The 18,354-nt window shown below is 64.7% G+C and carries 16 protein-coding genes and 1 pseudogene; 8 read left to right on the top strand and 9 right to left on the bottom strand.

The window, feature by feature from the left end; genetic code table 11:
• Window positions 1-46: 46 nt before the first annotated feature.
• The 3 genes from dhaL to ACQY4S_RS00450 all read right to left on the bottom strand — a co-directional run bounded on the left by dhaL (window position 47) and on the right by ACQY4S_RS00450 (window position 1,980).
• Window positions 47-712 carry a dihydroxyacetone kinase subunit DhaL gene (dhaL, locus tag ACQY4S_RS00460; protein WP_428483200.1) on the bottom strand — a complete coding sequence of 222 codons (666 nt, stop codon included), beginning with the start codon at window positions 710-712 and terminating at the stop codon, window positions 47-49.
• A gap of 2 nt (window positions 713-714) precedes the next feature.
• Window positions 715-1,719: a dihydroxyacetone kinase subunit DhaK gene (locus tag ACQY4S_RS00455; protein WP_428483199.1), complete on the bottom strand. Its 1,005-nt coding sequence runs from the start codon at window positions 1,717-1,719 to the stop codon at window positions 715-717.
• A gap of 75 nt (window positions 1,720-1,794) precedes the next feature.
• Window positions 1,795-1,980, bottom strand: a complete 186-nt coding sequence (locus ACQY4S_RS00450; RefSeq protein ID WP_428483198.1) for a hypothetical protein — start codon at window positions 1,978-1,980, stop codon at window positions 1,795-1,797.
• Between ACQY4S_RS00450 and rpiB the strand changes: the two genes are divergently transcribed.
• Both rpiB and ACQY4S_RS00440 read left to right on the top strand, forming a co-directional pair.
• Entirely contained in the window at window positions 1,979-2,431 is a 453-nt protein-coding gene (gene rpiB / locus ACQY4S_RS00445) for a ribose 5-phosphate isomerase B (RefSeq protein ID WP_428483197.1), read from the top strand. The genes ACQY4S_RS00450 and rpiB overlap by 2 nt on opposite strands.
• Window positions 2,432-2,460: 29 nt before the next feature.
• Complete coding sequence (locus ACQY4S_RS00440) at window positions 2,461-3,459, top strand: sugar-binding transcriptional regulator (protein ID WP_428483196.1); 999 nt, start codon at window positions 2,461-2,463, stop codon at window positions 3,457-3,459.
• Between the two features lie 170 nt (window positions 3,460-3,629).
• Here ACQY4S_RS00440 and ACQY4S_RS00435 read toward each other — a convergent pair whose 3' ends face one another.
• The 6 genes from ACQY4S_RS00435 to ACQY4S_RS00410 all read right to left on the bottom strand — a co-directional run bounded on the left by ACQY4S_RS00435 (window position 3,630) and on the right by ACQY4S_RS00410 (window position 14,000).
• Entirely contained in the window at window positions 3,630-4,919 is a 1,290-nt protein-coding gene (locus ACQY4S_RS00435) for an MFS transporter (RefSeq protein WP_428483195.1), read from the bottom strand.
• Window positions 4,916-6,907 carry a hydantoinase B/oxoprolinase family protein gene (locus ACQY4S_RS00430; protein ID WP_428483194.1) on the bottom strand — a complete coding sequence of 664 codons (1,992 nt, stop codon included), beginning with the start codon at window positions 6,905-6,907 and terminating at the stop codon, window positions 4,916-4,918. The genes ACQY4S_RS00435 and ACQY4S_RS00430 overlap by 4 nt, the downstream gene beginning before the upstream one ends.
• On the bottom strand, window positions 6,904-8,985 hold the full coding sequence (locus ACQY4S_RS00425) for a hydantoinase/oxoprolinase family protein (RefSeq protein WP_428483193.1): 2,082 nt from the start codon (window positions 8,983-8,985) through the stop codon (window positions 6,904-6,906). The genes ACQY4S_RS00430 and ACQY4S_RS00425 overlap by 4 nt, the downstream gene beginning before the upstream one ends.
• 174 nt (window positions 8,986-9,159) lie before the next feature.
• The gene (locus ACQY4S_RS00420) at window positions 9,160-11,094 is read right to left on the bottom strand and encodes a CocE/NonD family hydrolase (protein WP_428483192.1); all 1,935 of its coding nucleotides are present in this window, start codon (window positions 11,092-11,094) and stop codon (window positions 9,160-9,162) included.
• Between the two features lie 121 nt (window positions 11,095-11,215).
• Complete coding sequence (locus ACQY4S_RS00415) at window positions 11,216-12,559, bottom strand: NtaA/DmoA family FMN-dependent monooxygenase (protein ID WP_428483191.1); 1,344 nt, start codon at window positions 12,557-12,559, stop codon at window positions 11,216-11,218.
• A gap of 271 nt (window positions 12,560-12,830) precedes the next feature.
• Entirely contained in the window at window positions 12,831-14,000 is a 1,170-nt protein-coding gene (locus tag ACQY4S_RS00410) for an SPL family radical SAM protein (RefSeq protein WP_428483190.1), read from the bottom strand.
• A gap of 290 nt (window positions 14,001-14,290) precedes the next feature.
• On the opposite strand from ACQY4S_RS00410, the pseudogene ACQY4S_RS00405 reads away from it, so the two are divergent.
• The 6 genes and pseudogenes from ACQY4S_RS00405 to arsB all read left to right on the top strand — a co-directional run.
• Window positions 14,291-15,115, top strand: a pseudogene (locus tag ACQY4S_RS00405) (FTR1 family iron permease); the annotation flags it as partial.
• A 6-nt stretch (window positions 15,116-15,121) separates the two neighbouring features.
• Window positions 15,122-15,424 carry a cupredoxin domain-containing protein gene (locus tag ACQY4S_RS00400; protein WP_428483717.1) on the top strand — a complete coding sequence of 101 codons (303 nt, stop codon included), beginning with the start codon at window positions 15,122-15,124 and terminating at the stop codon, window positions 15,422-15,424.
• Complete coding sequence (locus tag ACQY4S_RS00395) at window positions 15,421-16,200, top strand: hypothetical protein (RefSeq protein WP_428483189.1); 780 nt, start codon at window positions 15,421-15,423, stop codon at window positions 16,198-16,200. The genes ACQY4S_RS00400 and ACQY4S_RS00395 overlap by 4 nt, the downstream gene beginning before the upstream one ends.
• Window positions 16,201-16,361: 161 nt before the next feature.
• Window positions 16,362-16,718 (top strand): ArsR/SmtB family transcription factor, encoded by a 357-nt coding sequence (locus tag ACQY4S_RS00390; protein ID WP_428483188.1) that lies wholly within the window; start codon window positions 16,362-16,364, stop codon window positions 16,716-16,718.
• Window positions 16,715-17,176, top strand: a complete 462-nt coding sequence (locus ACQY4S_RS00385) for an ArsI/CadI family heavy metal resistance metalloenzyme (RefSeq protein WP_428483187.1) — start codon at window positions 16,715-16,717, stop codon at window positions 17,174-17,176. The genes ACQY4S_RS00390 and ACQY4S_RS00385 overlap by 4 nt, the downstream gene beginning before the upstream one ends.
• Window positions 17,177-17,224: 48 nt before the next feature.
• The gene (gene arsB / locus ACQY4S_RS00380) at window positions 17,225-18,298 is read left to right on the top strand and encodes an ACR3 family arsenite efflux transporter (RefSeq protein ID WP_428483186.1); all 1,074 of its coding nucleotides are present in this window, start codon (window positions 17,225-17,227) and stop codon (window positions 18,296-18,298) included.
• Window positions 18,299-18,354: the final 56 nt, after the last annotated feature.

Raw genomic sequence — 18,354 nt, 5'->3', positions numbered from 1 at the left:
ATGGTCTTTGGCAACTCGTTGGGGCGGGACACCGCCGCGGTGTCGCTCATTGCGATGCTCCTTGCTGGTCGTGCAACAGTTGGGTCAGCCCGTCCGCCAGCGTCGCCAGCAGCAGGTTGCAGGAGGCGGCGCCGGCGTCGAGCGTGCCGCGGGATCGCTCGCCCAGGCGGCTCGCGCGCCCGATCCGGGCGACCATGTCGCGGGTGGAGGCGAGACCCGAGGCGGCGGCCTGCTTCATCGACGCGAGAGATCCGGCGAACGGTTCACCCCGTGCGTGCGCCGCCTCGAACGCCGTCACGGCGGGTTCGAGCACGTCCACCAGCGTCTTATCGCCGGGCCTGGCGCCGCCAAGATCGATCACCGCGGCATAGCCCGCGCGCAGGGTGGCCGCGAACCGGGCGGCGTCAATCTCACCGGCGCCTTCCAGCGCACCCGCCATCTCGGTGAAGCACGTGCCGTAGAGCGGCCCCATGGAGCCGCCGATGTCGCCCAGCAGCGTGTCGCCCAGCGTTTGCAGCCCATGCGCCAGGCCGAACGGGCCGCCCGCGCGCAGCCGCTCGGCCGCCAGGCGGAAGCCTTTACTCATGTTGATGCCGTGATCGCCGTCGCCGATCTTGCCGTCGATCTCGCTGAGGAAGGCCTGCTCGCGGACAATGACGGCAGCCATCTCCAGCACGAGCGGTCCGGCATCCTGTTCGCTGATGCTATCCACGTTCAGTGCCCTCCGACCGTAAGGCCGATGGAGCGGGCGGGCGCGGCGAGCAGCCGGTCCAGCTCCGCGTCCAGCCGCGTGAGGGTGAGGGATACGCCCATCATATCAAGCGACGTAAAGTAGTTGCCGACGAAGCGGTGGCGCGGGGTGATGCCGCGGGCACGCAGCATCTCGTCCACGTGGCCGTAGAGCAGGTACAGCTCCATCAGCGGGGTGGCGCCCAGGCCGGACACGAGGACCGACACATCGTCGCCGCGGCCGAACGGCAGGTCGGTGACGATGCGCTCCACCATGTCCGCGGCCATGTCCTTCGCGGATGCGGTCGGCAGGACGACGATGCCGGGCTCGCCGTGGTGGCCGATGCCGACCTCCATCTCGCCGTTCTTGATGGTGAAGTTGGGCTTGCCCGCGGCTGGAATGGTGCAGGCGGACAGGCCAATGCCGACCGATCTGGTCTGGTCGATCGCCTTCTGGGCGGCGGCGATCACCTCGGAAAGATCCGCACCTTCGGCCGCCCGCGCGCCGCCGGTTTTCCACATGATAATCTCACCGGCCACGCCGCGGCGTTTGTCGCGCTCGTGCGGGCCGGCGGAGGCGACGTCGTCGTTGGCGACCACGGTCCGCACGGTGACGCCGTCCTTGGCTGCGAGCTTGACAGCCATTTTGACGTTCATGTTGTCGCCGGCGTAGTTGCCATAGAGGCAAGCGACCCCGGCGCCGGTATCGGCTGCCTGGAACGCGGCATGGAAGCTTTTGGCGGTGGGTGACGCGAACACCTCGCCGATTGCCACCGCATCCAGCAGGCCCGGTCCGACATAACCCAGGAACGCGGGCTCGTGCCCGGAGCCGCCACCCGTGACCACGCCGACGTGGCCAGGCACCGCTGGATCAGCACGGCGCAACACGCGCGGGTGCGGCGTTGCCTGCAACAGGCCGGGGCACGCCGCGAGATAGCCGCGCAGGCTGTCCTCGACCACCTCATCCGGGTTGTTGATGACCCGGTTCATGCGGTTTGTGGTGTCCGTGGTTGAAGCAAGCCGTCCTCCCATTTTTTTCAATGCTTCTCCAAGACTGAACCGATGTCAAGCATCTGCACAAGCGTGCAGCGAATAATCCCGCATTGAAGCGTCATAGCTTGTTTTCGACTTGCGGTGGGTCTTGCTTTCACCGATTCGCAGGCGTAGATGCACGCTCTTGCCGCTGATGGAAAGTTCGGCGCTTGCACGCTTGTGCAGTGCACCCGCCGCACTTCGGAAAGGAAAGTTCATGGCGATCGCGATCGGCTGTGATGAGGCGGCCTTCGAGCTGAAGCAGATCCTCAAGCAGGTGCTCATCGACCGCGGTCTGGAGGTCGAGGATTTCGGCACCCACGACACTCTGCCGGTGCTCTACCCGGACATCGCGTTCGCCGCCGCACAGTCGATTGTGGACGGTCGAAACGACCGGGCCGTGCTGCTGTGCGGCACCGGCATCGGCATGGCCATCAGCGCCAACAAGGTGCCGGGCATCCGCGCCGCCCAGTGCCACGATACCTATTCGGCCGAGCGCGCGCGCAAAAGCAACGACGCCCAGGTTCTCACCATGGGCGCGCGCGTGGTCGGCCCCGAATTGGCCAAGACGATCCTGCACGCCTGGCTTGCCTCGGAGTTCGAGCCAGCTCGTTCCGGACCTAAGATCGCCCGCATCCGGGAATTTGAGGAAGCTGTAAAAAAAGCGTAGCTGTAACCCGCAAGTCGGGTTTCCTGATCGTGAGCGCATTTTCAAAGGACGTCCGACGACCGATTGATTGGGGCGACACCTCGGCAGACACGCTGGTTGAGATCGCCAGCCTTTACTACTACCAGGACATCACGCAGGAGGAGCTGTCCCGCCGCTTCTCACTGTCCCGAGCGAAGATCAGCCGTCTGCTCAAACGAGCCCGAGAGGACGGCATCGTCGAGATCCGCGTGCATCAGCATCCCGGCGTCAGCGATGAACTGGAGCAGGAGTTCATCGCCCGGTTCGGCATTGAGCGGCTGCTCGTGTCGGTCGACCAGCGAGATCCGGAAGCGCAGCGCCTTGCGGTCGCGGGCCTGGTGGCAAGCCACCTTTCCCGCACGCTGACCGAGGGTATGACGGTCGCGGTCGGCATGGGCCGCAATGTCGCCGCTGTGGCGGACTGCGTCGTATCAACGCGACGTTCGGTGACGTTCATTTGCGCCATTGGCGGCTCGGTGCGGGCGGGGGAGCACATGAACCCGGACCACATCTGCCGCCGGCTGGCCGTGCGCTTCGGCGGCGAGAGCGAAACGTTGTATGCGCCGGCCCTGGTGGCCAATGCCAGCCTGCGCGACGAGCTTTACCGCAACGATACCGTCAAGCTGGTGCTCGACCGCGCGCGCCGGGCGGATGTGGCGCTGGTCGGGATCGGCGACCTCAGCGAGGACAGCAACATGGTCCGGATGGGTTGGTTCTCCCCGCAGGAGGTGGCAGAGGCCAGGCTTTCAGGGACGATCGGCGACATCATGGGCTACGACTTTATCGACATCCATGGCCGCGCCTCCAGCGCCAACATGCAGGGCCGGGTCATTGGACTGACCACCCGCGACCTAATCCGCATCCCCAACGTGATCGCGGTTGCAAGCGAGAACACCAAGGCCGCCGCGATTTTGGGCGCCCTGCGCACCGGCGTTATCAACACGTTGGCGACGAGTTCCACGAATGCCCGCACGGTGCTGCGTCTACACGAGGCGACCTTGAAGCCATAAATGTATGGCCGGCGATACCTAACGATCCCGCTCGATCTCTTTCCCGATCCTGCCTGGTCCTGACCTAGGTTTGGGGATCCCCAAATTGACTCGGATGAGTCGATGCCTCTTGTATTGGATCAATCGCGTGATGCACGCCTTCTGACGGCTCAGCCTCAGGCGATCATGCTCTACCCCAGCGAGCGTCCTCGTGTCTCCGGCATGAAGCAAAACACGATCCCGGTCAGCAGTCCGATTGCCATGACGTACCACGTCACCGCCAACGGTTCGCCTCGGTGAATGAACCAGGCCGCGACCAGCGGCGCGGTGCCGCTGAATATCGCCGAGCAGACTTGATAGGGGATGCCGATGCCGGAGGTACGGACACGGGTGGGAAACAGCTCGCAGAACAGCGCCGGCATCACACCATCGACCATTGCCAGGAGCAGGCAACCGACGATATCGGCCAACAGGAAGGAGGCGAAATCGCCATTGCCCAGCAGGAAGAACAGCGGCCGCGCCAGCACCAGAAAGCCGACGGCACTGCCGATCAGCAGCGGTTTCCGGCCGACCCTGTCGGACAGAGCCGCCATCACTGGCACTGCGACGGTAAATGCCGCGAGGGAGATCGTGCCGCCCAGCAGTCCCTGGCTTAATGGCAGCTTGCCCACCAGGTTGGCATAGGTCGGCAGGAACACCGTCCACAGATAGAACATGACCGTTCCGATCTGAACGCAGAATACATAGAGCGTCGAGGCGGGATATTCCCGCAGTGCCTCGAAGATAGGACGATGCGCCTTATCCTGCCGTTGCTCTATCGCGACAAAGAACGGCGTCTCCGGCAGGCGCAACCGCATCCACATGCCGTAGAGCGACAGCAACGCGCCGAACAGGAACGGGATACGCCACGCCCAGGTCTCCAGCGCCGGTTGCGGAACAAACGTCGTGGTCAATGTCGCAACACCGGTGGCGACCAGGACGGCGAAGCCGATGCTCGCGAGCTGACTTGATCCGACGAAGGCTCGGCGTTCAGCGGGCGCATGCTCCACAAGATAGACCGTCGAGCTCTGGAATTCCGCGCCCGTGGAAAATCCTTGCAGAAGCCGCGCCACCAGCACGATCAGCGGTGAGGCAATCCCGATCGAGGCGTAGGGCGGCACCACCGCAATCAGAAGGCTGCCGAAGCCCATCAACAGAATGGTCAACGACAGGATTTGCCGCCGTCCATAGCGGTCCGCCAGCGGGGACAACACGATCGAGCCCACCGGGCGCATCAAAAATCCGACCGCGAAGGTCAGCAACGCGCTGATCACTGAACTGGTCGGATTCTGGGCGGGAAAGATGGCGTGCGAAAATACGCCCGCCAGCAGGCCGTAGACGGTCCAATCATACCATTCAACCATGTTGCCGATCACGCCCGCAATGATCGTGCGGGGCATGTAGTCCTCGGTGACGGGCTGGTTGGCGATCGCCTCGCTCATTCCGCCGCCTCCTGTCGCGCCGGGTTTAGTTGGACGGCAAGTTCGGACAGGATACCGCGGATGGACGGCGCCTCGTAGGGGCCGGGGCCGGTTTCGTGCAGGCGCCGATAAGCGTGCGCCTGGGCATGGCGCCGCACGCCGGCGGGCAGCAGTGGAAGCCAATCGGCGATCAGGCCGGCCGCGACGCCATGAACACGCTCCCATTCCGTGCGGCCTGGCCCAAAGTCATAGTTTGCCGGCGCAATCCGATGCGCCGCCAGTTCCTCACGCAGGCCGGCTGTCGCGGCTGCGTCCACGGCGCCGTCGTGCAGCACCACGCCATAGGTCCCGCGTGCCCGCTGGGGAGAAACCAGACCCTGGGCGACATCGCGCGCGACAAGTTCCGGTTCGCGAGTAAGCGGGTCGCCATAGCCACCGCCGCCGCCGCTCCAGAGCTTGATCACCTCGCCCAGTTCGGGACGATAGACGGTCCGCTTGCCAATGTCGGCGACCGCATCGCCACGCTGGCCGACATTGCCGCAGACGCTGCCGCCGCCGCCGCCGAACGCACCCCAGCTTGCGAAGCGGAAGCGATCCTTGCCGCGCATTACCACGACGGCGCTCGGGTGCCGGATTTCCACGTGGTAGGCCACGCCGAAGCCACCTCGGTGCTGTCCGGCGCCTTCGGAATCCGGTACCAGGGCGTAGCGATGCACCAGCACCGGGGCTTCGGATTCAAGCACCTCCACCGGCACATTGCGCAGAAACGCCACGGAGAAGTCGGTGCCGGAGATACCATCACGATCCGGTCCGCCGGCGGAGCCGCCGGGTACTGGATTTGCCACCACCACGCGGCCGGTCTCGCCCAGTTCAGAGGTGGAGATATAGGATACCACCAGGGTGTTGCCGCCACCGGCCGGCACCTGATTTGGCAAGGCCTTGGTCAGTGCGCCCACCACCAAATCATGCACCCGCATCGCGGTGGTGAAGCGCATTCCACAGGCCGCCGGGAACCCCGCGTTCACCACCGAGGCGTCCGGCAACACCAGATCGATGCAGCGCTGGATGCCGGCGTTGATGTGGATTGCCTCGGCTTTCGTCACCACGAAGTTGGTAAGGCCGAGCGAAAGGAACGGATGATGCTTCATTGATCCGGTCGGCAGGTTCAACGCTGCGCGCACCTGCGGGTCGGAGCCGGTGTAGTCTAGGGTGACGCGGCCATCGCCGTGGGAAACCAGGCGCAGCGCGAGGCGCACCGGCAGATCGCTGATGTAGTCGTCCTCGAAGAACTCGACGAAACGATATTCGCCGGCGGGGATGCCCGCCAGTACCTCGCGGGCGATGCGTTCGGTGCGATCCAAGGTGCCGCCGATCGAGGCTGTCACCGCGTCGCGGCCATAGCGCTGGGCCAATCGCCGCATCCGCTGGTCGGCCTTGTTCAAGGCGGCAACGCAGGCGGTGATGTCGCCCCAGTTCAATGACGGGATGCGGCAGTTGTCGGCGAAGATGTTCCACAGCTCGGTGTTCAGTTCGCCACCGCGAAACAGCCGCACCGGCCGCAGGCGCAAGCCTTCCTGGAACACCTCACTGTTCTGCATGTCGATGCTGCCGGGTGCGTAGCCGCCGACATCGGTGCAGTGAATGAAGGTCCAGGCGAAGCACAGCAAGCTGCCGTCGACGAAGATTGGCTGGAACAGGTAGATGTCGTTCAGGTGCATGACCATGCCGCCGGTGCTGTACGGGTCATTGGTCATCAGCACGTCACCCGGCACCCAATCGGTCACTGCCTGGGTGCCGGCGTGCATCGGCACGCCCATGATCGGCGTCGCGCCGGCGCCATAGGGGTAGGCGAAGGTCTCGCCTTCCGGTGTCACCAGCGCAACGGCGAAATCCTGTGTTTCCTTCACGAATGTCGTGTGAGAGGAGCGCAGCAGGATCCACGCCATCTCATCGACGACGGCCTTGAACAGGTTTGCGAAGATCTCGACGCTGATGGCATCCTGGCTCATTGTGCCGCCTTCGTTTCGGTATGACGCAGGATCATGGCGCCGGATGGGGCGAGGCTGGCTTGCCAACCCGGCGGGATCAGCGTGGTAGTATCCATCTGGTTCAGGATCGTCGGGCCTTGCACCGTGCCGTTCGCGCCAAGCGCCGATCGGCTGACGACCGCTGCTTCCACTGTCTGGCCGAACAGACGGATCGGACGTTTCGAATCAGGTTCGAGGTCTTCGTTGCGCACGGCGCGCAGGCGCGGCCGGGGTATCGCGCCGGACAGATGCACCCGCAGCTCCTTCAGCCAGACCTCATTGGCTTCCGTGGCGTGGCCGTAGACCGAGCGATGTGCCGCATGGAAGGCGGCGGCGATGCTGTCGCGATCGTCATTCGCCAGCCAGTCCGGCTCAAGCGCCACCGGAACGTCGTAGCCCTGGCCCTCATAGCGCATTTCCGCCGCATAGCTGATGCGGAACGGGTGCATGTCGACGCCGGAGGATTGGTCGTCGATCCAGGTTTCGGCGGCGTTCCGCAGAGCCTGGTAGGCCGCCGCGAGCGCGGCCGAGGACAGCTTGTGCAGGCGCGTGTAGATTGGATGCACGAGGTCGCCAGCGATATCCGCGCGCGCCGCGCCCAACGCGCTCAAGGCGCCTGGGAACGGTGGGATCAGGATGGTGTCGATGGCGATCTCCTCGGCGATCAACGCGGCCATCAACGGTCCGGCGCCGCCGAACGCCACCATGCGGAAGCGTGGCGCATCGACCCCGCGGCGCGCCAGCACACGTGTTGCTTCCGCGGCCATCATTGCCGTGGCAACCCGGATCGCGCCGTCCGCCACCTGCTCCTCGGTCAAGTGCAGGCGCTGCCCGACGGTCGCCAAAGCACGCCGAGCCGGGTCCAGTCGCAGCGCCAGCTTGCCGCCAAGGCGCTGGCCGGGGGTCAGCAGACCGGCGACCAGGAACGCGTCGGTCAAGGCCGGCGTGGTTGACCCGCTGCCGTAGCAGGCCGGCCCTGGATCAGCGCCGACACTTCTTGGCCCGACCTTCAATGATCCGGCGCTATCCACCCAAATGATGGAGCCACCGCCGGCACCGATGCTGGAAACCGCAACGGTGGGAATGAGAACGGGAAAATCGCCGACCAGCTCTTCACTGCTGAGCACCGGCTGGCCATCGCGTATCACACCGATATCCGCGCTGGTGCCGCCAACGTCCAACGTCATCAGGTCGGCCGCCGCCCACCCGGCGTCTTCCGCGGCGTCGGCGGCGCCCGCGACACCGGCGGCCGGACCGGACAGCAGGGCCACCACCGGCCGGTCGCGCATGGTGCGTGCCAGTTCGGCGCCACCGTTGGACCGGGCGATACGTGCCGGTATCGCAAGCCCGCGTGCATCGAGGCCATCCGTCAGCCGCCGCACATAGGCTTCGACAATCGGCCGTACGCTGGCGTTGATCGTGGTCAGCACCGCACGTTCATACTCGCGCGCCTGTGGCCAGATATCGGCGGAGAGTTCCAAGCGAAGATCAATGCCATGCTGGACAACCAACTCGCGGGCCAGGCGCTCATGCGCCGGGTTATGATAGCTGTGAATGAACGTCACCACGGCGATTTCCACGCCTGACGCGACCAGCGCTCTGGCTGCCTCGATCAACTCCTGCTGATCCAGCGGCTCGATTTCGCTGCCGTCGGGACCAATGCGGCCATGGACCTCGTGCACCAGGTCGCGTGGCACCAGGGGTGTTGGGCGGCGCGAGTCGAAGCGCATCGGATGCGGGATCGCCAAGCGTTGCAGTTCGAACAGGTCACGAAACCCAAATGTCGTGATCAGGCCGACACGCGCGCCGCGGCGCTCGATCAGGGCATTGGTGGCGACGGTGCTGCTGTGGGTATGATGCGCTTCGCGCCAGGCGTCCGCGGGCGGTCGAAGTGCCTGGTGGATTTCGTCAACGCCGGTCAGGATGCTTTCGCCCGGCATCGTCGGCGTGCTTGGGATCTTGAAGCAGTGCACGTCGCCGGACGAGTCGCAGAACACAAGGTCGGTGAAGGTGCCCCCGACATCCGTGCCGATAGAGTAGCGGAGATCCGGCAAAATCATGCTCCTTCCGATCTATACAGGAAGGTTGACATCGGCCGGATCACCTGTCCACCGTCCAGGCCGGACCTGCGTGACCGGCTGTCCTGCTCGCTCCTTTTTGTTAATCTTCCAGGCGACCGGCAACGACGGGTTCTGGCTCGCGGTACCGGCGTGCGAAATCTCGCGTTGGCACGCTTACACGAGATCACGCGGAATGCTGTAATCCCAGCTGCGGCAACATACCTCGACGTCCGCCTCCCACGCCTGCATCGTTGCCCGCAGCACGAACGTATCCCGTGTGCACGACAAGCGCGTCGATGTCTCGATCCGCGTCCGCCATGCCTCACGCGCGATCGTCTGAACCTGGCGCATTTCGGCAACGGCGCTGAGTGGATCGTCCGCCTCGATGTGAAACTTGAAGCTGCCCTCCCCGCCGAGTTCGAGACCGATCCGGTCGATGCGTGTAACGCCCGGACGCAGCAGAGTGGTCGGTTCGGCGGGCGCCGTCTCCGGCTCTGGCAGCGGCGGCAGCAGATTATCCACGACGTCCGGCGGCCGCACCGGCAAATCGAGCATGCCGCCGTGCACCGTGACGGTCGCGGCCTCCGGACTTGGCCAGATGATCGGCCAGTAGGTGGTGGACAGCGCCACCCGGATCCGGTGGCCGGCCGGCAGCACCGCGGCCGCGTCATTAAGCTGAATGCGCACCCGGTAGCGGTGCCGCGGCAGCAGGGGCGCCGGCCTTTCGTGGCCGTCGCGGTGCGCAAGATTGAGTATCGCGTAGCTGATCCGCAACGACGCCCCGTCGGGATGCACGTCGCACAGCCGCACGGCCAGGTTGGCAAGCGGCTTGTCAGAGGCGACATCAAGCGTGACGACCGCCGCTCCCAGGATCTCCACAGGCGCGTCGAGCGGCGTGGTCTCGAACACCAGTGAATGGGAATCATCGGTCCGCTGATCGCCGGCCTGGTCACCGGTGCGGCCGAACGGGCACCAGCTTCCGGCGTCCTTTCCGACCGTCTGCGGCGAGCAGACCGCGCGGGGCGTCAGGCTCATATCATTTGCTTGCAGGCCGGTGTCGGTGAGGAACAGGCGGCGTGCCCCGATCCCTGGCGGAGGCCATGATGGCGCACTGATCCATCGTCCGGGCAGGTCCTCGTGATATCGCGCCGGCCGGACGCTGTCCGGCAGCCACGCGCGCAGCATGGGTTCGTCCATCACGCCGTTGTCGACACCCTTGAGCCAGTGATCCCACCACCTCAGCGCATCCTGCAGGAAGCCGATCCGCGGGCCAGGCCGCGCAAGATGCGGATAGTTATGCGCCCACGGGCCGATCAGGCCCTTGCGCGGTGCCGTGAGGTGCGCGAGCAGGCGGGAGATTGTGTTCGTATAGCCATCGGTCCAGCCGCCGACGGCATAGACCGGGCACTGGATCGCGCTGTAATCCTCACACACCGAGCCGTGCTTCCAATACAGGTCGCGCCACTGGTGGCGTAACCAGGGCTCCAGGAACAGCGGCAGGTTTTCCAGGCGCTGCAACCACATGGCCCGCCAGCGGTCGCCGACCAGCGCGGGATCGGGCGGGCGGCACATGGCGCCAAAGAAGAACGAGGCCCAGCCGAACGTCGCGGTTAGCAGCGCGCCGCCCATGAAGTGCACGTCGTCGCGATAACGGTCATCCGTCGAGCAGATCGTGATGATCGCCTTCAGCGCCGGTGGACGGCGCGCCGCCACCTGCAGGCCGTTGAAGCCGCCCCAGGAGATGCCCATCATGCCAACCGCACCGCTGCACCAGGGTTGCGCCGCCAGCCACGCGATCACCTCCAGCGCGTCGTCCTGCTCCTGCTGGGCATATTCATCGAACAGCAGCCCGTCCGACTCGCCACTGCCGCGGATGTCGACGCGGACACAGGCGTAGCCATGGCCGGCGAGATACGGATGCGTCAACGCGTCGCGCTCATAGGTGCCGTCGCGCTTGCGATACGGCAGATATTCCAGGATGGCCGGAACGGGATTGTGGTCCGCGTCATCCGGCAACCAGGTACGGGCCGCCAAGTTCGTGCCATCGTGCAGCGGGATCAGGGTGTGGTCGATTTCGCGTAACGCATAGGGGAAGTCGGTGACGATCAAGAGCGTGATCCATTTTCATGGGGAAGTGGTTGACGCTTGAAGGTTTAGGCGTGGAGCCGATTTTGACCGCTTTCGAGACTCGATTAGCGGAATGCCGATCCGCCACCAGCCGGACAGCAGGTTAGGAATCGAGCAGATTCTCCCGCAGCGTCCGGTAGCGGTAGGCCGTGCGGAACGCGCCGCGACGCTGCAGCTCCGGCACCAGCAGATCGACGATTGCCACCAGGTCGGCGGGCAGCGAGACGATGTGGCCGAACATGAATCCGCCGCGGCTGCCAGTGGCTTCGAACTTCCGCTGCAGCAGATCCGCCATCTGCGTGGTCGAGCCCGCGATCGTGGTATCGTAGCTGGTGGCCTCGCGCACGCCATGCTCGAAGAACTCGTTCCGCGTAATGGTCGTCTCGGCGCCCAGCTTCTGCGACAGGACATGCACGAAACCCACTGGCGACGCATGCGATGCCACGATCTCCGCCTGCAGCTCGGCGAGCGAAAAGCGTTCTGGCAAGCTGGAGAAATCGTAACCGGCATTGTACGACAGGTAGACACCGACCGCCTCCGCCGGCACCGCTGTCAGCAACCTTTCCTTCTGAGCCAGCGCCTCCCGCTCGGTCTCACGCACCACGATCGGTGTCTGCCACAAGATCCCGACCGAGGCGGGATCGCGTCCGAGATCGGTCAGCGCCTGATCCAGCGCGTGGCGCTGCTTCACCTGCGATGGCAGCGCCATGTCCGCGCCGAACACATGGTCCGCGACGTAGGCCGAGGCCCGGATGCCGCGCGGCGATCCGCCGGCCTGGATCAGCACCGGCCGGCCCTGCGGCGAGGGCGGCGTGTTCAGCGGCCCCTCGACCTTGAAAAACCGTCCGTGGTGGCTCATGCCGCGCACCTTCGCGGGATCGCCGACGCGGCCTGTCGCATGATCCCACAGCATGGCGTCAGCCTCCGTTGCATCCCAAAGCTTGCGGCACACGTCGGTAAATTCCTCCATCCGATCGTAGCGCGCGCCATGCTCCATCAGCGCGTCGAAGCCAAAATTCGCGGCGTCGGAGCGGCGGGTGGAGGTGACCAGGTTCATCGCGATACGACCGCCGGTCACGTGATCGAGCGAGTTCATCAGCCGAGCGGTGTAGTAAGGATGCATGAAGGTGGACGAATAGGTCAGCCCATAGCCTACATGTTTCGTTACGCGCGACATGGCGACCATGATCGGGTTGAGGTCCTGCCGCGGCCAGTTCATGCCCCATTCGATGGCGGCATCGCGTGAGCCGCGCCAGGTATCCGGCACGCCGGTGCCATCGCCGGAAAACAGCATGTCCAGCAGGCCGCGTTCGGCGATGCGGGCGACATCCTCATACATCGCGACATCGGGAAACGTGCGCCCCGGCCACGCGCCGGGGAGGCGCCAGCGGCCGCCCATGTGCGTATACGAGAAATCGAAGGCCAAATGCATCCTCGGTTTCGCCATCTCGCGATCATCTCCATTTCCGCGGTGGTCTTCATGTCCCAACTGCCGGTCACGATAGCGTACAGGTGATCATCAACATACGGTCCTGCCGACACGATCGTCATCATTCCGCCTATACACGTATCTGTATAGCAGCCGACCAGATGTGATCGATGCGTCGGGCCGCGCCGCCAGGCAATCTAGATTGGTTCGCCTCGTCGACGGTTATTCTCGTGGTCAACACGACGATGCCTTTTGGTCGGATATCTACGCCTCGGTAGCAGGCTCCGGATCAGGTCCAGTACAACAGGCGCGCCTTGGGTAGGTGGCGGACGAGCGACGCCTCCAGCGTCAAACGCATCTCGGTCATCTGCGCCTTTGGAAACACCCATTTCACCGAGCCGAACTTGGTCATCTTCCGCGCCCGCCGCGCCTCATCCATCTCAAGCGGACTGCCAGGATACCAGGTAGCGAGCACTGCCTTGGACTTTGGCGTAAAGCGATGCGTGATGAGTTCGGCTGTCAGATCGAGGTCTGCCAGCCCGTCGAGTGCGATGGCGACGTCAGCGAACAGGCGGTCATACGCCTCGGCCCAATCCGGCAGACGCAAGATTGGCGCGACCGTAAGGCCGACCGGATAGCCCGCCGCGGCAACGGCCCGAAGCGCGGCAAGCCGCGCCTTCGTGCGAGGCGCACCGCCTTCATGCCGTTCAGCCGCTGCCGCATTAATGGAAAAGCGAATGCGGGTCCGCCCCTGATGGACCAGGGCGAGCAGTGGTTCAACGGTGTCGAACTTGGTGGTGAAACGGAGTTGCGCCGGCGCGTGCCAGGCGCCGAAATGCGCGATACACGCGGCAAGGTGGCCGGTCAGGTGCTCGATCGACAATGGATCGGTGTAGCAGGAGCATTCGAATGTCGTTCCCTCTCCGGCGCGATCCGCCGAAGTGGATGTCACGCGGCCCTGGCCGACAGCGGCGGGCAGCTCGGCCAGGATTTCCGGCAGGTTGGCATAGGCGCGGATGATCGGCGGACCTGCCAGCGAGCCGGCGAGGTAGCAATATGTGCAATGGGCCGGGCAACCCTCGGCGAGATCAAAGCGCCAATCAGCGCTGGGCGGGATCGGCTGCAGACGGCGCCGGCTTGGGCTTGCGGTGACGATCGCCAGGGTGGTTTTCGCGTCGCGGTAGGCATCAGGCAGGCCGGTCAGGCGATCCGTGTTGAGACGCACGATGTCTGAGCCCAGCGCCGCGGCGCGCTCGATCATGGCAGCGCCGCTTGGCCAAGCAAGGGCGGACGGCGTGACGAGCACCGGTCGAGGTATCCAGAGGCGCGACATGATCGGCATGTCGGGCGGATGCGCCAAAATGCCAGCCCGTGCGGTATTTGCCGGTGCTAAGACGAAGGTGCAGAAGAAGCGGCCGGGCATGGCATTGTCGCGGGCGTCACCGAGCGATGCGATCAACGAACACCGATGTTGCGATCGCCGGCACCAATCATCGTCAGGCAGAGAAACCGCGCCGCGGAAGACGATGTCCAGCCATTCAGCGGCGATGCTGCCGATCGTTGCATTCTTGGTGCTAAGGGTAGGCGTCAGCCCCGATTGCGCTGATAGCGGGTCATCCCTGCTGAAATAGCTACGAACGGAGCGGCGGCTCCACCGCCAGAATATTGCTGTCTTGCGCCGCCGCCGGCGGCTGTGTAGAACGCATCGCGATTGATAGTTATTCGCAGTTGGATTTGGGGGAGCACCACATGCTCGTCAGCATGATCATCGTTTTCCGTGAGGCGTTGGAAGCCGGGCTGATCGTCGGCATCATCCTGGCGGCGACCGAGGGGATCGCTGGTCGGCGCCGCTGGATCGCGGGCGGCATCGCAGCAGGGATCGCCGGAGCCATCCTGGTCGCGGTGTTCGCCGCCGCCCTGTCCGATGCGTTCCAAAGCACCGGCCAGGAAGTGTTCACCGCGTCCATTTTGGGCTTCGCGGTCGTCATGCTGAGCTGGCATATCCTGTGGATGTCGCACCACGCCCGCACCATGGCTGCCGAACTGCGGCAGGTCGGCCAGGCCGTGCGGCTTGGCCAGCGGTCACTCGCGGCCCTTGCCGCCGTCGTCGCCGTCGCCGTGATGCGTGAGGGCGCGGAGGTCGTGCTGTTCCTGTTCGGCGTGGCCGCCGCGACGCATGTGGGCGCGCTGGCGCTGCTCGGCGGCGGCGTGCTGGGGCTGGCGCTCGCCGGCGGCGTTTGTTGGCTGCTGTATCTTGGGCTGGTCGCCATTCCGCTGCGCCGCCTGTTCAGCGTCACCAATGGACTGATTGCGTTGCTCGCCGCCGGCATGGCTGGCCAGGCGGCGGCGGTGCTGCATTCCGCCGATCTGCTGCCCGGCTGGGGCGAACATCTGTGGGACACCAGCGGGATTCTCGCGGATGACAGCCTTGCCGGACGCGGCTTGCACGCGCTGGTCGGCTACGCCGCGCGGCCCGCGGGCATCCAGCTTGCCGCCTGGCTCGCCACGCTGCTGGTCCTGGCGTTGGCGTCGCGCGCCATCAGCCGCCCGCGCCACCGCCCGGTCGCCGTCGCGGCACTGTTGACGGCATTGCTGGCGTCAGGCCCGCCGGCGCGTGCCGACGACCTGCCGACCTTGGTGTTCCGCCAGCACCGCTTCGTGCCGGACCGCATCGTGGTGCCGGCACATGTCAAGTTCCGCCTGCGTGTGCAGAACACCGATGACAGTGCCGACGAGTTCGAGAGCTCGGACCTCAACCGCGAGAAGCTGGTACCGGCCGGCAAGGACATCACTGTGTTTCTCGGCCCGCTCGATCCTGGCGAATACAAGTTCTTTGGCGACTTTCACCAAGACACCGCGCGGGGCGTGCTGGTCGCGCAATGACCTGCCTGCTGCGCGCCTTTGCCGCCGCGCTGACGCTGCTGGCGGCGTTTCCGGCGCGCGCCGACTACCACATCGTCTATCCAAACGAGATCGATCTGGGTGAACTGGAGATCGAGCACAACGGCGATGCCCAGTTTGATCGCCGCACGGCCAATTCCGGCGCGACGAGCTACACGATCGAATTCGGCACCGGCCTGACCACGTGGTGGCACAGCGAGATCGAATTTGGCTTCGACCGCGCGCCGGGTGGACAGGAGCCGTCCCTGCTGTCGCAACTGGTCACGGAAAACACCTTCGAGCTGACCGAGCCGGGGGAGGCTTTCTTCGATTCCGGCTTCTATTTTGAATACGGCCAGACCGTCGCGCGCGGCAGGAACGCGGCCGCCAACGAGATCACCTTCGGTCCCCTGGTCAGCAAGGACATCGGCCGCACCACCCATACGCTGAACCTGTTCTTCACCCGGCAACTTGGGCCGGATCAGACCAGTCAAGGTTTGGATATCAGCTACGCCTGGCAAAGTCGGTGGAACCTGTGGGCGCCACTGTCGCCGGCGATCGAGATTTATGGCGACGCCGGCACACTCGGCGGCATGCCGCGCTTCTCGCGCCAGCAACTGCTCACCGGGCCGGTCGCGATTGGCTCACTCAATCTCAACGCACTCGGCCTTGGCCGCGCAGGCCGGTTGAAATACGAGCTCGGCTGGCTGTTTGGCGCCACCCAGGCCACCGCCACGGGCACGCTGCGCTGGCGTGCGGAGGTGGAAATTCCGTTTTGAGTCTCGGTCCATGAGCGCGTGGTGAACCGGGTAAGCGCAGCTTAGCCACTGCCAACCCGCTGAGTTCGCCGTCCCGGGGAACAGCTTGATCGCCGGACATTCAGCAAAACCTGATTAAAGGCTTCTGTTGACATGCTCCTTTCCTCCATTATATTGGAAATATGGAAAAGACGGACGCTATAGCCGCTCTCGCGGCGCTCGCTCAAGATACGCGGCTAGATATATTCCGGCTGCTGGTGCGGACTGGGGCAGAAGGATTACCGGCCGGGCAGATCGGTGAACGGCTAGACCTGCCTTCGGCAACGCTGTCGTTCCACCTAAACCAGCTTCGACATGCGGGCCTCGTCACCTTCCGGCGGGAAGGGCGATCGCTGATCTACGCAGCCGAATATACCGCGATGAATGGCCTGCTGAGCTATCTGACAGAAAACTGTTGCCAGGGCGATACCTCGGGCTGCGGCGTCGGCATCTGCGATACCTCCACCCTCGTCAACGTCAAGAAAGGAACTCGCCAATGAAGCGCATGCATATCCATGTCGGAGTTGACAACATCGAAGAGAGTGTTCGTTTCTACAATGCCTTGTTCGGTTCTCAACCGGCCAAGCTCAAGCCCGACTATGCAAAATGGATGCTGGAAGACCCGCGCCTGAACTTTGCAATCTCGACCCGGGCGGAAAAAACCGGCGTCGATCATATGGGCCTGCAAGTCGACGATGCGGGCGAACTGACCGCGCTGCGCCAACAGATGTCAGCCGCGAATCTATCGACTCATGGCGATGGGGAAACGACCTGTTGCTATGCGAAATCGGAGAAATCCTGGGTGGAAGATCCAAACGGCATCGCGTGGGAAGCTTACCATTCAATGGAAGACGCACAGATTTTCTCAATCAATGATGTGGCCAACGACGGTGGCGCCTGCTGCGCCTCAAAGCCGGAGCTAGCCGGTGGCACCTCTTGCTGCGAGGTGGCTGCATGATGCGTCGGTGGTGGATGGAGGCGGAAGCCACATCGGGAGGACCGCGTCGTGAGTGAAGCTGCAGTCGTTGCGCCAGGAAAAGCCCCGTCCATGGGGACGTTCGAGCGCTACCTGACGCTTTGGGTCGCGCTCTGCATCATCGTCGGCATCGCCCTTGGGCAGATCGTGCCAAGCGTGTTCCATGCGATCGGCGCGGCGACGGTGGCGCAGGTCAACCTGCCGGTCGCCGTGCTGGTCTGGCTGATGATTATTCCCATGCTGCTGAAGATCGACCTCGCTGCTCTTGGGCAGGTGAAGGAACATTGGCGCGGCATTGCGGCGACGGTCGGCGTCAACTGGCTGGTCAAGCCGTTCTCGATGGCGCTCCTTGGCTGGGTGTTCATCGCACATCTGTTCCGGCCCTATCTGCCGGCCAGCCAGATCGACGGCTATATCGCCGGGCTGATCCTGCTGGCGGCGGCGCCTTGCACGGCCATGGTGTTCGTGTGGTCGAACCTGGTGGATGGCGAGCCGCATTTCACGCTGTCGCAAGTGGCGCTGAACGACACGATCATGGTCTTTGCCTTCGCGCCGCTTGTCGCGCTGTTGCTCGGCCTGTCCTCGATCACGGTGCCATGGGACACACTGATCTTGTCAGTTGTCCTCTACATCGTCGTGCCGGTGATCGTGGCGCAGCTTTGGCGGCGCGTGCTGCTGGCGAAGGGTGGACAAGCGGCACTCGGGCGGAGGCTGCGCACGCTTGCGCCGCTGTCTCTGTCGGCGCTGCTGCTGACGCTCGTGCTGCTGTTCGGCCTGCAGGGTCAGCAGATTATGCGCCAGCCCGTCGTCATCGCGCTGCTGGCGGTGCCGATCCTGATCCAGGTCTATTTCAACGCGGGCCTCGCCTACTGGGTGAACCGGCGGCTCGGCGTCGAATGGTGCGTGGCCGGGCCGTCGGCGCTGATCGGGGCCAGCAACTTCTTCGAGCTGGCGGTGGCGACGGCCATAGCCTTGTTTGGCTTTCAATCTGGCGCAGCGCTCTCAACCGTCGTCGGTGTGCTGGTGGAAGTGCCGGTGATGCTGTCCGTGGTGCAGATCGTCCGCCGCTCGCGCGGTTGGTATGAGCGGGGGCAAGTGGCATGAGGCGGATAGTTGCGCGTGAACCGCAGCGGCATCGGCAGGTGCAGCTTGAACCGTGC

Source organism: Rhodopila sp., from assembly GCF_965276935.1.
Lineage (GTDB): Bacteria > Pseudomonadota > Alphaproteobacteria > Acetobacterales > Acetobacteraceae > Rhodopila.
Note: the sequence above shows the minus strand (reverse complement) of the source record. Positions and strands in the feature narration are given on the sequence as shown.

Excerpts from the sequence above, each read along its gene's own strand:
- ACQY4S_RS00450 (WP_428483198.1), bottom strand. The coding sequence starts at position 1,980 with ATGAACTTTCCTTTCCGAAGTGCGGCGGGTGCACTGCACAAGCGTGCA.
- ACQY4S_RS00455 (WP_428483199.1), bottom strand. The coding sequence starts at position 1,719 with ATGAACCGGGTCATCAACAACCCGGATGAGGTGGTCGAGGACAGCCTG.
- ACQY4S_RS00385 (WP_428483187.1), top strand. The coding sequence starts at position 16,715 with ATGAAGCGCATGCATATCCATGTCGGAGTTGACAACATCGAAGAGAGT.
- rpiB (WP_428483197.1), top strand. The coding sequence starts at position 1,979 with ATGGCGATCGCGATCGGCTGTGATGAGGCGGCCTTCGAGCTGAAGCAG.
- ACQY4S_RS00415 (WP_428483191.1), bottom strand. The coding sequence starts at position 12,559 with ATGGCGAAACCGAGGATGCATTTGGCCTTCGATTTCTCGTATACGCAC.
- ACQY4S_RS00430 (WP_428483194.1), bottom strand. The coding sequence starts at position 6,907 with ATGAGCCAGGATGCCATCAGCGTCGAGATCTTCGCAAACCTGTTCAAG.
- ACQY4S_RS00425 (WP_428483193.1), bottom strand. The coding sequence starts at position 8,985 with ATGATTTTGCCGGATCTCCGCTACTCTATCGGCACGGATGTCGGGGGC.
- ACQY4S_RS00435 (WP_428483195.1), bottom strand. The coding sequence starts at position 4,919 with ATGAGCGAGGCGATCGCCAACCAGCCCGTCACCGAGGACTACATGCCC.
- ACQY4S_RS00390 (WP_428483188.1), top strand. The coding sequence starts at position 16,362 with ATGGAAAAGACGGACGCTATAGCCGCTCTCGCGGCGCTCGCTCAAGAT.
- ACQY4S_RS00395 (WP_428483189.1), top strand. The coding sequence starts at position 15,421 with ATGACCTGCCTGCTGCGCGCCTTTGCCGCCGCGCTGACGCTGCTGGCG.